This is a genomic window from Streptomyces globisporus (assembly GCF_003501885.1).
Classification (GTDB): domain Bacteria; phylum Actinomycetota; class Actinomycetes; order Streptomycetales; family Streptomycetaceae; genus Streptomyces; species Streptomyces globisporus_D.
This window is the reverse complement of sequence record NZ_QWFA01000172.1, coordinates 1-13,472: the sequence shown is the minus strand read 5'-3', so window position 1 is coordinate 13,472 and position 13,472 is coordinate 1. Positions and strand designations below refer to the sequence as shown.

Here is a 13,472-nt window from a genome sequence, read left to right as displayed (position 1 = left end):
CTCCCTCCCCCTTCGCCGCGCCCCGTGCCGAACCGGGGGCCGGGCCGTTCACCGCGCCCCCCGCCGGCGAACCCTGGCACGCACCCGCAGGAGACCGATAGTGAACGTCCCCCTCCCCGATGTGCCCGAGGTCCGCGTCGTCGGACTGCCGCAACTGACCACCGGCTTCGACCTGGTGGAGCGGCTCGACCTCGCCATGCACCTCAAGGTGCACGGGCCGCTGGAGCCGATGACCGGTGAGCGGCTTGCCGAACTGGCCGAAACGATCTCTCTGCGCGGAAGGGGAGGCGCCGGTTTCCCGTTCGGCAAGAAGCTGCGAGCGGTGGCGAAGGCGTCCATCCGGCGCGGGGTGCGGCCCGTCGTGGTGATCAACGGCAGCGAGGGCGAACCCGCCTGCCGCAAGGACACCGTCCTGCTCAACCGCGCCCCGCACCTGATCCTGGACGGTGCGCTGCTGGCCGCGGAGGCGCTCGGCGCGCGCACCCTGGTCGTCGCCGTCACCCGCAACTCCACGGAGATCTCCGTACGGGCGGCCCTCGCCGAACGCGGCCTCTCCGACCGGCGCGGCCAGCAGTTGCGCGCCCGCGTGGTCCGCACCCCGGAACGCATGGTCTCGGGCGAGGCGTCCTCGGTGATCCGGGCGGCGAACGGCGGACCCGCCCTGCCACCGGGCCGGCGCGAGCGGGCGGCGGAGACCGGGGTGGGCGGCTCGCCGACGCTGCTGTCGAACGCGGAGACGTACGCCCAGCTCGCCGTCGCCGCCCGGATCGGCCCCCGCCGCTACGGGCACACCGGGCTGCCGAACGAACCCGGCACCGTCCTGCTCACCGTCTCCGGCGCCGTGGCGAGGCCCATGGTCGTCGAGGTGCCGACCGGGGTGCCGCTGCGGTACGTCCTGCAACTGGCCGGAGCCCCGCCGCTCCCCCAGGGCGTGCTGACCGGCGGCTACCACGGCAACTGGATCGACGCGGTCTCCTCGCACAACGCCGTGATCTCCCGCGAGTCCCTGGCCACCGTGGGGGGCGCGCTCGGCGCGGGGGCCATCCTGCCGATCGGCCCGGACACCTGCCCGCTCGGCGAGTCCCTCCGGATAGCCAACTGGCTGGCGGCCGAGACCGCCGGACAGTGCGGCCCGTGCAAGCTGGGGCTCCCCGCCGCCGCGGGCGGGCTCTCCGACGTGCTGAACGGCGGCGGGCCCGCCGCCCTGGAGGCCCTGCGCGAGGTCACCCAGGCCGTGAAGGGCCGCGGGGCGTGCAAACACCCGGACGGTTCCGCCCGGTTCCTGCTCTCGACCCTGTCGGCGTTCACGGACGACCTCGCCGCGCACGTCCTGGACGGCGGCTGCGGCCGCGAGACAGTCGGGGTGCTGCCGCTGCCCGCACCGGGCTACCAGGATCTGGAGGAGTCGATTCCGAGCGGTGAGAAGCTCGCGGTCGACTGGACGCTCTGCCAGGGCCACGGCCTGTGCGCGGACATCGTCCCCGAGCTCATCCGGTTGGGCGCGGACGGCTATCCGGCACTGGCGGACGCCGCCGTCCCGATGCATCTGCGCGGGCGGGCCCAGCGGGCCGTACGACGCTGCCCCGCACTGGCACTCCGTATCGAGCAGCCGCCGACCGCCGAACAGCGCCCCGCCCTACCGGCCGCCAATCGGCGCGCACTGGGCAGCGGGCGCGGCTGATCCCGGCACAAAGAAGCGGGCCACCCGATCCGGGTGGCCCGCTTCTTCACTGTCGATCGTGTGGAGCTAAGGAGAATTGAACTCCTGACCTCCTGCATGCCATGCAGGCGCTCTACCAACTGAGCTATAGCCCCTTGCCGCTTGCCGCCCGGTTTCCCTTGGCGACATCGAGAACATTACACGGTCCCCCCGGTGCTTCACCAAATCGTTTCCGGTCCGCACCGATATGCCCGAATCATCCAGGGCTTTCGCCCGTCAGCCGCAGGTCAGACGGTTTCAGGTCAGGCGGTCGCGAAGGAGTAGAAGCGCTTGAGGGTGCAGTGCTCCTCCAGGAGCCGCCCGTAGATCGGCTCCCCCTCCAGCTCCCGGTAGGTCTCGATGGGGTCGCCTTTTATGATCAGCGCCCGTGCGCATTCCTCGCACCAGTACTGATACTCCGCGTTGACCGGGTCCATGTCCCTGACGATGGGCGTACCGCTGCCGCACCAGTCGCATTTACGCCTGTGTGCACCCATCAGTCAGCTCCAGCTGTGGCCGCAGGCCGTGCACACGTAGGAGACCCCTCCGTTGTCGCCCAGAACCTGAGCCACATGGGACGAACCGCAGGACGGACAGCCGAGACGGGATCGAACGTCGGACGTTACGGGGCCGGGGGGCGAGGCGGCGACAAGGCGCTGGTCGGGGACGTGTTCGCGACTCGCAGGCATCGCGCTCCCTCCCGATCGGTACGTCGCCCCCTCCGGCGTTCCGATTCTGCCATGGCCCCGCAAGAGGGGCAGCCCGCTCGACGCCCTCCGTCCCCTCCATGCAGAAGATCCCGCCCCCTGACGGGGACGGGATCCTGATTGTGGAGCTAAGGAGAATTGAACTCCTGACCTCCTGCATGCCATGCAGGCGCTCTACCAACTGAGCTATAGCCCCGCTGTTCGCTGTGTTTCCCTGCGTTTCCGCGCTGCGAACAAGATGAACTTTAGCCTGCGACCGGCCGGAAAGTGAAATCCGGCCCGGGCCGCCCGAGGACGGCCCGCGAACGGCCTTCCGACGACCGCTGGACGGCCGCCCCGGAAGGCACTAGTCGTCGTCGCCGAGCACCGGCTCCGGGAGCGTGCCGGCGTTGTGCTCCAGCAGACGCCAGCCGCGCGCGCCTTCCCCGAGGACGGACCAGCAGCAGTTGGACAGCCCGCCGAGCCCTTCCCAGTGGTGCGCCTCCAGGCCCAGCAGCCGGCCGATCGTCGTCCTGATCGTGCCGCCGTGGCTGACCACGACGAGCGTGCCGTCCTCCGGAAGCTTCTCGGCGTGCTCCAGAACGACCGGAGCCGCGCGGTCGGCGACCTCGGTCTCCAGCTCGCCACCGCCCCGGCGCACGGGCTCCCCGCGCTTCCAGGCGGCGTACTGCTCGCCGTAGCGCTCGACGATCTCCTGGTGCGTGAGCCCCTGCCAGTCGCCCGCGTACGTCTCACGGAGTGCGGCGTCGTGGGCGACGGTCAGGCCGCTGACGGCGGAGAGCTCGGCGGCCGTGGCCGCCGCCCGCCGGAGATCGGAGGCCACGATGGCGTCCGGCTTCAGCGAGGCGAGCAACCGGGCGGCGCGGCGGGCCTGCCCGATCCCTGCCTCGGTCAGCTCGATGTCCGTGGAGCCCTGGAAGCGGCGCTCCAGGTTCCATGCCGTCTGGCCGTGCCGCCAGAGGACGATCCTGCGGCCCTTGCCGCTCTTGCTGCCGTTCAGCTCTGGTCACCTTCCGTGCCGCCGTTGAGCTGTGCGTGCTCCTCGGCCTTGCCACGGGTCTTGACCGCGTCCTCGGGGAGGGCGATCTCCGGGCAGTCCTTCCACAGGCGCTCCAGCGCGTAGAAGACGCGCTCCTCGCTGTGCTGGACGTGGATGACGATGTCGACGTAGTCGAGGAGGATCCAGCGGGCGTCGCGGTCGCCCTCGCGGCGCACCGGCTTGGCGCCGAGCTCCTTCTGGAGCCGCTCCTCGATCTCGTCGACGATCGACTTGACCTGGCGGTCGTTGGGGGCCGACGCCAGCAGAAAGGCGTCGGTGATCGACAGCACATCGCTGACGTCGTAGGCGATGATGTCGTGCGCGAGCCGGTCGGCGGCCGCCTGGGCGGCGGCGTTGATGAGCTCGATGGAGCGGTCCGTGGCGGTCACATGCAGGCTTTCGTCGGCGGTCGGATGCAAGCTCTAGAGGGTGTCTTGCCGATCAGGGGCGGATAGGCCGCGGCGTCTGGTGCGGTGCATCGCAGGGCGCTGGAACGGCCTCATCGCAGAGCGATTCGGGCGTTTCGGCAACGCCGCGAGGTGCCGTGCCAGGCGTCGCGGCCCCGGACCTGATCGGCAAGACACCCTCTAGGGTCTCACGGACCGCCGACAGAGCCTTACTGCGTTTCACCGGCGGAGCTCTGGGCCGCCGGTGAAACGCCTCGGGGCCGCCGGCCGGCGGCCCCGAGCGGGCTACTGGACCTTGTAGTCCTGGCCGAGCACCGCGGACACGTCGGCGTTGGCGGCCGGCTCGCCCTTCTTCACGTCGCCTGCGGACAGACCCAGGGTCTTGGCCACCTCGACGGCCTTCTCCTTGTCCTCGGCGGACCGGTAGAGCACGACGGACGACGCCTCGGCGCCGGCCTTGCCGCTGTCCACGAAGGCGTAACCGCCGTTGACCAGCTGAACCCGGGCGGCCTCGGCGGCCTTCTGGTTCCCGGTGGCGTTGCGGACGGCGACCCGGAGCGGAGCGCCTTCCTCGGGGGCCTTCACCGTGCCGCCGAGGATGTCCTTGACGACGCCCCGGGTGTCCGCCTCGGTGAGCGTGCCGTCGTCCTGGACCGGCAGCAGGGCCGTCTTGTAGTCGCCGACCTTGGCCCGCGAGGCCAGCTTGGCGAGCGAGGCCCCGAGGTCCTTCTCGGGCAGCGACGGGTCGAGCACCTGGAGCAGCGTCTCGATGGTGACGGTGGCGGCCTTGGGGTCCTCGGAGATCTTGCGCAGCGTGGCCCGCATGACCTCGCCGAAGCGGGTCAGCTGCTTGGCCTCGGGCTCGCCCTCCGCGCGGTAGGTGGCGTACGCGACGGCCATAGGGCCGCTGAGGGTCTGGGCCTCGCCCTTGTTCACCAGGGGCGATTCGCCCTTCTTCGCGGCGGGCACCTCGGTGTCGGTGTCGACCTCGATGTTGCCGACCAGCTCGACGAGGTTCTCCAGGTACGGGGTGTCCAGCCGCCAGGTGCCGGTGATCCGGGTGCCGAGGAGGGTGTCGATCGCCTCCCGGGTGCCGGTCCTGCCGTCGTCCTCGACGGACTTGCCGAGCGTGGTGGTGGTCCCGTCGTCGCCCGCGACGGCGAGAGAGTTGGGCAGCAGGACGGTCGTGCCCTGCTTGGTGGTGGTGTTGTCGACGAGCAGCGCCGTCGAGGTGCCGCCCTTCTTCGTGTCGTGCAGGTGCACCACGATCATGTCGCGCTGCTGGGCTCCGGCGGCGACGGTCTTCTTCTCGTCCGTCCCGGACAGGCCCGGGATCATGTCGGCGGACCACAGATAGCCGGCCCCGCCGACGACGACGAGAACGGCGACGACTATCAGGGCGACCATGCGGTTGCGGCCCTTGCGCCGGGCCTCCTCGCGCCGCTCGCTGCGGCTCTCGGTGAACTTCAGCCAGTCGATGACGTCTTCGGAGTCCTCGTCGGGCTCCTCGATGAACGAGAACTGCTCGGTGCGGTAGTCCGGGGCGGGCTTGCGCTGCCCGGGAAGCGCGGCATCGGCTTCAGCCTCCGGCTCGGCCTCCTGCGGCGAGGGCTGTACGGGGGGCTGCGGCGGGGCCTGTTCCGGTGCGGGGGCGGTGCCCTGCTGCGGGATGCTCCAGTGCTCGCCGGTGTCGACCGCGGCCGGCTGCTGCCCGGTGGCGTAGCCGTAGTCGGTGTAGGAGCCGTAGCCGTACCCCTGGTCGACGCCCTGACCCTGCTGCGCCTGGCCCTGCTGACCGGTGGCGTAGGGGTCGTAACCCTGCTGCTGAGGGTTGCCGTACGCGTCGTAGCCGTAGCCATAACCGGTGGTGTCCTGGGTCTGGTGACCCTGGCCCTGCTGGGCGGCGTAGGGGTCGTAGCCCTGGCCCTGCTGGTCGTAACCCTGCTGCTGTCCCTGCTGCTGGTAGACCGGCTGCCCGTACGCGTCGTAGCCGACGATCTGCGGCTCCTGGTAGTACGGGTCGTACGGGTTCTGTCGGTCGTTCACCGGTGCCCCTCTCCGTGGCTCATTCGCCGCGGTACAGCTGGCGCTTGTCGATGTAGCGGACCACGCCGTCCGGCACCAGGTACCAGACAGGCTCCCCCTGCGCGACCCTCTCACGGCAGTCCGTGGACGAGATGGCCAGCGCGGGCACCTCCACGAGGGAGACACCGCCCTCGGGCAGTCCGTCGTCCGTGAGCACGTGACCCGGGCGGGTCACACCGATGAAGTGGGAGAGCGAGAACAGCTCCTCCGCGTCGCGCCAGGTGAGGATCTGGGCGAGCGCGTCGGCGCCGGTGATGAAGAAGAGGTCCGCGTCGCCGTGGACCTCGCGCAGGTCCCGCAGCGTATCGATGGTGTACGTCGGTCCGCCACGGTCGATGTCACTGCGGCTGACGGAGAACTGCGGGTTGGACGCGGTGGCGATGACCGTCATCAGATAACGGTCCTCGGCCGGGGAGACCTTCTTGTGGCTCTTCTGCCACGGCTGCCCGGTCGGCACGAAGACGACCTCGTCCAGATGGAACTGGGCGGCCACTTCACTGGCCGCCACCAGGTGTCCATGGTGGATCGGGTCGAATGTCCCGCCCATCACGCCGATACGGCGCTTGCCGGCGCCGGTAGGCACTTCCTGCTCTCCCATGCGTGCAGAGCCTACTGGCACAGCTGTACGCCCCCGGCTCAGCGGTCGCGGTTGAAGCTGATGGTGATGAACAGAAGCAGCATCAGCGCGACAAAGGCCCCGGCGCCGACGAAGTAGGGGTTGAGGCTTTCGTGGTTGCCGCCGCCCTCGCCCCCGGAGGCGAGAGTGACCAGCTGGTGAGTGGTGCTCGTGAGGCTCATCTTCGGCAGGACCTATCGATCGTGAGTCGGAAGGAAGACGTCGGGGCCATCGTATGCGGGACCCTCGGGCACGCTCACGGCGACTCAGTCGTTGTTGTCGTCGTTGCGGTATCCACGCAGCAGGAACCAGGCGAGCAGCACCGCTCCGAGGATCGAGACGAGCAGCACGATCCGGAGGGTGTCACCCGGGCCCTGCTCCTCGGACGCGGCGGCGAGCAGTACGGCGGTGTGCGGCATTTCGGGCGCTCCTCAAAGTTATCCACAGCCCCCCGCACACCGTAGCGCCAGCGCATACGCTGGCTTTTGTCCGGGGGACGAGCAACGTCTCGTACGAACAGGGGGCCATCCATGACCGACAACAGTCACGAGAACGTGCCGAGCAGGGCGCGCCGGCGATTCCCCGGGATCTCCTCCCGGGCCTATGAGCACCCCGCCGACCGCTCGGCCCTGGTGGCCCTGCGCAAGCTGACCGGGTTCGACACCGTGTTCAAGGCGCTCAGCGGGCTGCTCCCGGAGCGGAGCCTGCGGCTGCTGTTCCTCTCCGATTCCGTCCGGGTGAGCGACGCGCAGTTCGCCCATCTCAACGACATGCTGCGCGACGCGTGTTACATCCTGGACCTGGAGAAGGTCCCGCCGATGTACGTGAAGCAGGACCCGCAGCCCAACGCCATGTGCATCGGTCTCGACGAGCCGATCATCGTGGTCACCACCGGCCTCGTCGAGCTGCTCGACGAGGAGGAGATGCGGGCGGTGGTGGGCCACGAGGTGGGCCACGCCCTCTCCGGTCACTCGGTTTACCGGACGATACTGCTCTTCCTGACCAACCTCGCCGTGAAGGTCGCCTGGATCCCGCTGGGCAATGTGGCGATCATGGCGATCGTGACGGCGCTGCGCGAGTGGTTCCGCAAGTCGGAGCTGTCCGCGGACCGGGCCGGGCTGCTGGTGGGCCAGGACGCCCAGGCGTCGATGCGCGGCCTGATGAAGATCGCGGGCGGCAACCACCTCCACGAGATGAACGTGGACGCCTTCCTCGCCCAGGCCGACGAGTACGAGAAGAGCGGCGACCTCCGCGACTCCGTCCTCAAGATCCTCAATGTGCTGCCCCGGACGCACCCGTTCACCGCCGTGCGGGCCGCCGAGCTGAAGAAGTGGTCGGAGACCCGCGAGTTCCAGCGGATCATGGACGGCCACTACCCCCGGCGCGACGAGGACAAGGACACCTCGGTGACCGACTCGTTCCGGGAGTCCGCATCGCACTACGCGGACACGGTGCGCACCAGCAAGGACCCGCTGATGAAGCTGGTGGGCGACATCGCCGGGGGCGCGGGGGACCTGGGCGGCAAGCTGCGCGACAAGTTCACCGGAGGCGGCTCCGGCGGCGGTTCCGCTACGGGCGGGGGCGGGGAGTCCGGTCGGCCTCAGGACCCGGAGGAGGGGAACTCGGGGCCGTCGAAGGGCTGACGGCCGCCAGGGTCCCGCACAGGGCCGCCGTGGGCGAGCCCGAGGCGTAGGGGTCGGTGGCGGCGGGGCCGCGGGCGTCCGCCTTCTCCCCGGCCAGGAGAGGGCGAAGCATCCCGGTCGCGTCGGCCGAGCACGACTGCGGCCCGGCCTGGACCTGGGCGGTGCGCACCTCCAGGCGGTGCAGCCGCAGGTCCTCCCGGTCGAAGCGGAAGTGCAGTTCGCGCCGCACGGTGAACAGGGACGCGCCGTCCTTGCGCGGGGGCCCCTCCGCCGGGCGCAGGGCGTAGGTGAAGGTGTGGTCCGAGACGACGCCGAGGACGCCCGCAGCCTCCTCCTCGTAGCGGAGGGTGCCCTGGACCCGGATCTGCGGGTCCGCGAGCTCCACCCGCTCCGGGTCGAAGCGGACCAGCCACCCGGTGGCGGCGTGGCTCCCGTCGTCCGCCGGGTCGCTCAGGCTCCGTTCGAACTGGGTGCGCTGGTCCGGGTCGAGGAGGTGCTCGACGGGCCGGCGTACGGAGCCGGTGAGGACGTCGGGGTTGAGGGACGACTCCACCAGGTAGTCCTTGACGGTGGCGAGCGCGGCGGTGATCTGGCTGTCGGAGAAGTTCTGGGTGCGCTTCACGGCGGGGAAGTTGATGCCCTCCGCGCCCGTGCGGAATCCGGAGACCGGCTCGGTCCGGTACAGCTGCTCGGGTGATCCGCCCGGTACGGCGCCCCGGGGGGCCAGAGGGATGACGGTGGTCCGCAGGGGTTCGGCGCGGCGGGGGGCAGGCTGGGGGTACGGGCTGCGGAATCCGATGTAGACGGCCACGGCGAAGGCCAGGGCGATGAGGACGACCAGGGCTATGGCGGCCCGGGAGCCGCCTCCGCTGCGGACGGGCGGCTGCTCCTCGGGCACGGTGCGGACGGCGCGGGCGTGGTCGCCCATCCGTTCCTGCGCCGAGTACTCCCGCATCCGGGCAGCCTGGATGAACGATTCGTCGAAGACGAGCGAGCGGTATTCGTCCTCGCCGCCCGCGGGGTTCTCGGGCGGGCCGTCCGGCGGTTCTGAGCGGCCTGTCATGACTTCTCTCCCGATCTCCACACCGGTCGGTTCGGTGCGCAACGGTCTGCTTCGGCCGAGCGGGGCGTGCGGCAGCGAGAAGCCCCCCTGGGAACGAGGGGTCACATCTTCAGGGTAGGTCGATTGCGGTCCGTGTAAACGCGGAGACCGCCGGGAACTGCGGGGCGACCGGGGCCACCGTCGGCGAACGGGTGACAGGAGGAGCCGACGAGCCGGGGCCCCCGGGGCTTGCCCGCCCGCCGCCCGGCTCAGGGCACCCGGGGCTCGGCGGAGACCACGGGGCGGGAGTAGTCCGCGGAGGCCGAAGGGGCGGCCCCGGGCTTGTCCACACCGCTGCTGGCGGGGGGCGGCACTTGGTCCTGGCGGTTGTTCGACGCGCCCCGGTAGACCGCGGTGAAGGCGAGGGAGACCATGCCGACGCCCATCACCACGGCGAGGAGCCAGGCGACCGGCCGGTGCCAGCGGGCGGAGTTGCGGTAGGGGCGCAGGGAGCCGCCGTGGCGGCCGTAGGGCCCGGGGCTGTCGCCGTCGTCCCCGAAGGCGTCGTCCGGGTCGTAGTCGAGGTCCTGGGGGTCGTGGTAGCCCCGGGAGCCGCCGTAGCCGTATTCGTCGTCGTCCGCGCGACGGGTGCGGCGGGCGCGGGCCGCATCGGCCTCGGCACGGGCCTCGGCGGCGGCGAGCAGGCGCTCGACAGCGGTGGGTTCGTGGACGGGCGCCGACCGGACGAAGTCCTCGTCGAACACCACGGAGGCGAAGTCCTCGTCCGCGCCCCCGCGGTCGTCGTCGGGCTCCCAGCCGTCAGGAAACGGCTTGCCCCCCACGTCGTCCGGCACGGTTTCAGCGTAGCCGGGCCGGGACCTTTTGGGCAGGGACCCCGCAAACTCCCCCGGATCGATCCGGAGGGGACGTGCGGTCGGCCCCCCTCCCGCGTGAAGGAGGCCGACCGGCGAGACCTAGCGGGTGTGGCCGTCGCCCGTGACGATGTACTTCGTCGAGGTCAGCTCGGGCAGTCCCATCGGGCCGCGGGCGTGCAGCTTCTGGGTGGAGATGCCGATCTCGGCGCCGAAGCCGAACTGCCCGCCGTCCGTGAACCGGGTGGAGGCGTTCACGGCGACCGTCGTCGAATCGACCAACTGGGTGAACCGGCGGGCGGCGGCCTGCGAGGTGGTGACGATCGCCTCGGTGTGGCCGGAGGACCAGAGCCGGATGTGGGCGACCGCCGCGTCCAGGGAGTCCACGACCGCCGCGGCGATGTCGTAGGAGAGGTATTCGGTCTCCCAGTCCTCCGTCGTCGCCGGGACCACGGTGGCCTTCGACCCCTCGGCGCGGGCGAGGACGTGTTCGTCGCCGTGGACGGTGACCCCGGCCTCGGCCAGGGCATTCAGGGCGAGCGGCAGGAAGTCGTCCGCCACGTCCTTGTGGACGAGCAGGGTCTCTGCCGCGTTGCAGACGCTCGGGCGCTGGGCCTTGGAGTTGATCAGGATGTCCACGGCCATCGCCAGGTCCGTCTGCGCGTCGACGTAGACGTGGCAGTTTCCGGTGCCCGTCTCGATGACGGGGACGGTGGACTGCTCGACGACCGTGCGGATCAGCGACGCGCCGCCGCGCGGGATGAGGACGTCGACGAGGCCGCGGGCCCGCATCAGTTCCGTGACGGAGTCACGGCTCTCGCCGGGGACCAGCTGCACCGCGTCGGCGGGGAGGCCGGAGCCGCCGACCGCGTCGCGCAGGACGCGGACGAGCGCGGTGTTGGAGGCGTAGGCGGAGGAGGAGCCGCGCAGCAGGACCGCGTTGCCGGACTTCAGGCAGAGGGCGGCGGCGTCGACGGTGACGTTGGGCCGGGCCTCGTAGATGATGCCGACCACGCCGAGGGGGACCCGGACCTGGCGGAGGTCGATGCCGTTGGGGAGGGTCGAGCCGCGCACCACTTCGCCGACCGGGTCGGGGAGGGCCGCGACGTCCCGGACGTCGGCGGCGATGGCGCGGATGCGGTCCGGGGTGAGGGTCAGGCGGTCGATGATGCCTTCGCTCGTCCCGGCCTCGCGGGCGCGCTCGACGTCCTTCGCGTTGGCCTCGACGATCTCGGCGGTCCGCACTTCCAGGGCGTCGGCAATGGCCAGCAGCGCGTCGTCCTTGGCCGCGCGCGGGAGGGGCGCGATGTCGGCGGCGGCGGCGCGGGCCCGGTAGGCGGCCTGCGTGACCGGGGAGAGGTTGTCGTAGGGCGAGAGCGTGGTCATGCCCGCAGAGTAATGCGCGCTCTGCGGGCATCCGTCACGTATCCCGTGATGCGAGACGGCCGACCGCGGGTCGGACGTCTCCCCCGGGGTGACCGGCCCGGACGTCAGTACGGGTGGACGCCCACGGGGGAGGCGGGCGGCGGCCCGTAGCCCTCGGCGACCCTCAGGTGGTAGGTCTCGCGGTCGATGACTTCGAGACCGACGATCTCCCAGGGCGGGAGCTGGGCGCTGGAGCGGTGCTCGCCCCACAGCCGCAGCGCGACGGCGGCCGCGTCGTGCAGGTCGCGGGCCTCTTCCCAGTAGCGGATCTCCGCGTGGTCGCCCGCGTAGCGGCTGGTCAGCAGGAAGGGGTGGTCGTGCGCGAGCTGTTCCAGGCCGCGTCTGACCTCCCCCAGCGGCGTCTCGCTGCCCGACACGCTGAGGGTGATGTGCCAGAGTCTCGACTGCGGGGACTCCTCCTTCGCCGTCGTGACCGGCTCCCGTTCGGCGGTGTCCGACGGGAGGGGATTCCGGTCGAAATCCGCCCCCGCTCCGACACTCGTCAGGGCGCGGTTGGCCGTGCCTCGGGGCGGCGCCCCCGGGCGCGCTCGTCTCACCGGCGGCCTCCTGTGGTGTGTTGCTGTGCGGTCCCCTGTTTCCCCACTACAAAGTGGACCAGTCCACAGCCGGGCGTGGGGTGCTTTTGGTGAAGGTCCCCGCCGAAGAGCCGGACTTTCAGCCGTTTCAGGGGGTGAGGCGCGGCGTGAGAATGACCAGATCGTCCCTGTGTACGACCTCGCGCTCGTAGGCGGGTCCCAGTTCACGGGCCAGGTCCCGGGTGGAGCGGCCGAGCAGCTGGGGGATCTCCTTGGCGTCGAAGTTGACGAGTCCGCGGGCGATCGGGGTTCCGTGCGGATCGCGCAGTTCGACCGGGTCGCCGGCGCTGAACTCGCCCTCGACGCCGGAGATTCCGGCGGGCAGCAGCGAGGTGCGCCGTTCCACGACGGCCCGTACGGCGCCGTCGTCGAGGGTGAGCGCGCCCTGCGGGGTGGAGGCGTGGGCCAGCCACAGGAGCCGGTCGGCGGAGCGGCGGCCGGTGCGGTGGAAGTACGTGCCGGTGTCGCGGCCCGCGAGGGCGTCGGCGGCGCGGCTGGCGGAGGTGAGGACGACGGGGACGCCGGCGGCGGTGGCGATGTTGGCGGCCTCGACCTTGGTGACCATGCCGCCGGTGCCCACGCCCGCCTTCCCGGCGCTGCCGATGGTGACGCCGGCCAGGTCGTCGGGGCCGGTGACCTCGGCGATCCGGGAGGCGCCGGGGGTGCCGGGCGGTCCGTCGTAGAGGCCGTCCACGTCGGAGAGCAGGACGAGGAGGTCGGCGTGGACGAGGTGGGCGACGAGGGCGGCGAGCCGGTCGTTGTCGCCGAAGCGGATCTCGTCGGTGGCGACGGTGTCGTTCTCGTTGACGACGGGGACGGCGCCCATCTCCAGGAGCTTGTCCAGGGTGCTGTAGGCGTTGCGGTAGTGGCCGCGGCGGCTGGTGTCGTCGGCGGTGAGGAGGACCTGGCCGACGCGGACGCCGTAGCGGGCGAACGAGGGTCGTCGGCGGTGAGGAGGACCTGGCCGACGCGGACGCCGTAGCGGGCGAACGAGGCGGTGTAGCGGGCCACGAGGAGGCCCTGTCCGACGCTGGCGGCGGCCTGCTGGCGGGCGAGGTCCTTGGGCCGGCGGACGAGGCCGAGCGGGGCGAGTCCGGCGGCGATGGCTCCGCTGGAGACGAGGACGACCTCGCGTTCGCCGCCGTCCCTGACCTTGGCCAGGACGTCGACGAGGGCATCGACCCGGTCGGCGTCGAGGCCGCCGGAGGCGGTGGTGAGCGAGGAGGAGCCGACCTTGACGACGACTCTGCGGGCGCCGGTCACCGCCGACGCTCGGTGGGACGGCCTCTGCTCTGCCACGTGCTTCCTCGCTCTGGATCGCCCCGGTGTCCGACGGGGGCG

General features: G+C 71.3%; 14 protein-coding genes, 2 tRNA genes and 1 pseudogene. 2 read left to right on the top strand and 15 right to left on the bottom strand.

Annotated elements, in window-relative coordinates; translation table 11 throughout:
• Positions 1 to 100: 100 nt before the first annotated feature.
• On the top strand, positions 101 to 1,681 hold the full coding sequence (locus D3105_RS26095; RefSeq protein WP_118905459.1) for an NADH-quinone oxidoreductase subunit NuoF family protein: 1,581 nt from the start codon (positions 101 to 103) through the stop codon (positions 1,679 to 1,681).
• 61 nt (positions 1,682 to 1,742) lie between these two features.
• Here D3105_RS26095 and D3105_RS26090 read toward each other — a convergent pair.
• The 10 genes from D3105_RS26090 to D3105_RS34710 form a co-directional block, all read right to left on the bottom strand.
• Positions 1,743 to 1,815: transfer RNA gene (locus tag D3105_RS26090), tRNA-Ala, on the bottom strand.
• Positions 1,816 to 1,962: 147 nt separating this feature from the next.
• Positions 1,963 to 2,196, bottom strand: coding sequence for a hypothetical protein (locus D3105_RS26085; protein WP_003969224.1), 234 nt, complete (start codon positions 2,194 to 2,196; stop codon positions 1,963 to 1,965).
• Positions 2,197 to 2,199: 3 nt separating this feature from the next.
• Positions 2,200 to 2,388: a hypothetical protein gene (locus D3105_RS36130; RefSeq protein WP_073776932.1), complete on the bottom strand. Its 189-nt coding sequence runs from the start codon at positions 2,386 to 2,388 to the stop codon at positions 2,200 to 2,202.
• A gap of 141 nt (positions 2,389 to 2,529) precedes the next feature.
• Positions 2,530 to 2,602: transfer RNA gene (locus D3105_RS26075), tRNA-Ala, on the bottom strand.
• A 150-nt stretch (positions 2,603 to 2,752) separates the two neighbouring features.
• Positions 2,753 to 3,406, bottom strand: a complete 654-nt coding sequence (locus D3105_RS26070; protein ID WP_118905458.1) for a histidine phosphatase family protein — start codon at positions 3,404 to 3,406, stop codon at positions 2,753 to 2,755.
• The gene (gene rsfS, locus D3105_RS26065; RefSeq protein WP_006124372.1) at positions 3,403 to 3,834 is read right to left on the bottom strand and encodes a ribosome silencing factor; all 432 of its coding nucleotides are present in this window, start codon (positions 3,832 to 3,834) and stop codon (positions 3,403 to 3,405) included. Before rsfS ends, D3105_RS26070 begins: the two co-directional genes overlap by 4 nt.
• Before the next feature lie 303 nt (positions 3,835 to 4,137).
• Entirely contained in the window at positions 4,138 to 5,898 is a 1,761-nt protein-coding gene (locus D3105_RS26055) for an LCP family protein (protein ID WP_118905457.1), read from the bottom strand.
• 19 nt (positions 5,899 to 5,917) lie between these two features.
• The gene (gene nadD / locus D3105_RS26050) at positions 5,918 to 6,535 is read right to left on the bottom strand and encodes a nicotinate-nucleotide adenylyltransferase (RefSeq protein WP_118905456.1); all 618 of its coding nucleotides are present in this window, start codon (positions 6,533 to 6,535) and stop codon (positions 5,918 to 5,920) included.
• A gap of 38 nt (positions 6,536 to 6,573) precedes the next feature.
• Positions 6,574 to 6,735: a hypothetical protein gene (locus tag D3105_RS34715; protein ID WP_010062923.1), complete on the bottom strand. Its 162-nt coding sequence runs from the start codon at positions 6,733 to 6,735 to the stop codon at positions 6,574 to 6,576.
• 84 nt (positions 6,736 to 6,819) lie between these two features.
• Entirely contained in the window at positions 6,820 to 6,972 is a 153-nt protein-coding gene (locus D3105_RS34710) for a hypothetical protein (RefSeq protein WP_003969217.1), read from the bottom strand.
• A gap of 111 nt (positions 6,973 to 7,083) precedes the next feature.
• On the opposite strand from D3105_RS34710, the gene D3105_RS26045 reads away from it, so the two are divergent.
• Complete coding sequence (locus D3105_RS26045; protein WP_118905455.1) at positions 7,084 to 8,196, top strand: M48 family metallopeptidase; 1,113 nt, start codon at positions 7,084 to 7,086, stop codon at positions 8,194 to 8,196.
• On the opposite strand, the gene D3105_RS26040 is transcribed toward D3105_RS26045, so the two are convergent.
• From D3105_RS26040 to proB, 5 genes and pseudogenes are all read right to left on the bottom strand, one after another.
• Positions 8,123 to 9,259, bottom strand: coding sequence for a hypothetical protein (locus D3105_RS26040; protein WP_118905454.1), 1,137 nt, complete (start codon positions 9,257 to 9,259; stop codon positions 8,123 to 8,125). The genes D3105_RS26045 and D3105_RS26040 overlap by 74 nt on opposite strands.
• Positions 9,260 to 9,507: 248 nt before the next feature.
• Complete coding sequence (locus D3105_RS26035; RefSeq protein WP_118905453.1) at positions 9,508 to 10,092, bottom strand: hypothetical protein; 585 nt, start codon at positions 10,090 to 10,092, stop codon at positions 9,508 to 9,510.
• A gap of 120 nt (positions 10,093 to 10,212) precedes the next feature.
• Entirely contained in the window at positions 10,213 to 11,496 is a 1,284-nt protein-coding gene (locus tag D3105_RS26030; protein ID WP_118905452.1) for a glutamate-5-semialdehyde dehydrogenase, read from the bottom strand.
• A gap of 104 nt (positions 11,497 to 11,600) precedes the next feature.
• Complete coding sequence (locus tag D3105_RS26025) at positions 11,601 to 12,092, bottom strand: hypothetical protein (RefSeq protein WP_118905451.1); 492 nt, start codon at positions 12,090 to 12,092, stop codon at positions 11,601 to 11,603.
• 127 nt (positions 12,093 to 12,219) lie between these two features.
• A pseudogene (proB, locus tag D3105_RS26020) lies at positions 12,220 to 13,394 on the bottom strand (glutamate 5-kinase).
• Positions 13,395 to 13,472: the final 78 nt, after the last annotated feature.

Bases quoted from the DNA above. Each gene is read 5' to 3' on its own strand.
- D3105_RS26085 (WP_003969224.1), bottom strand. From the start codon at position 2,196: ATGGGTGCACACAGGCGTAAATGCGACTGGTGCGGCAGCGGTACGCCC.
- D3105_RS36130 (WP_073776932.1), bottom strand. From the start codon at position 2,388: ATGCCTGCGAGTCGCGAACACGTCCCCGACCAGCGCCTTGTCGCCGCC.
- nadD (WP_118905456.1), bottom strand. From the start codon at position 6,535: ATGGGAGAGCAGGAAGTGCCTACCGGCGCCGGCAAGCGCCGTATCGGC.
- D3105_RS34715 (WP_010062923.1), bottom strand. From the start codon at position 6,735: ATGAGCCTCACGAGCACCACTCACCAGCTGGTCACTCTCGCCTCCGGG.
- D3105_RS34710 (WP_003969217.1), bottom strand. From the start codon at position 6,972: ATGCCGCACACCGCCGTACTGCTCGCCGCCGCGTCCGAGGAGCAGGGC.
- D3105_RS26045 (WP_118905455.1), top strand. From the start codon at position 7,084: ATGACCGACAACAGTCACGAGAACGTGCCGAGCAGGGCGCGCCGGCGA.
- D3105_RS26040 (WP_118905454.1), bottom strand. From the start codon at position 9,259: ATGACAGGCCGCTCAGAACCGCCGGACGGCCCGCCCGAGAACCCCGCG.
- D3105_RS26030 (WP_118905452.1), bottom strand. From the start codon at position 11,496: ATGACCACGCTCTCGCCCTACGACAACCTCTCCCCGGTCACGCAGGCC.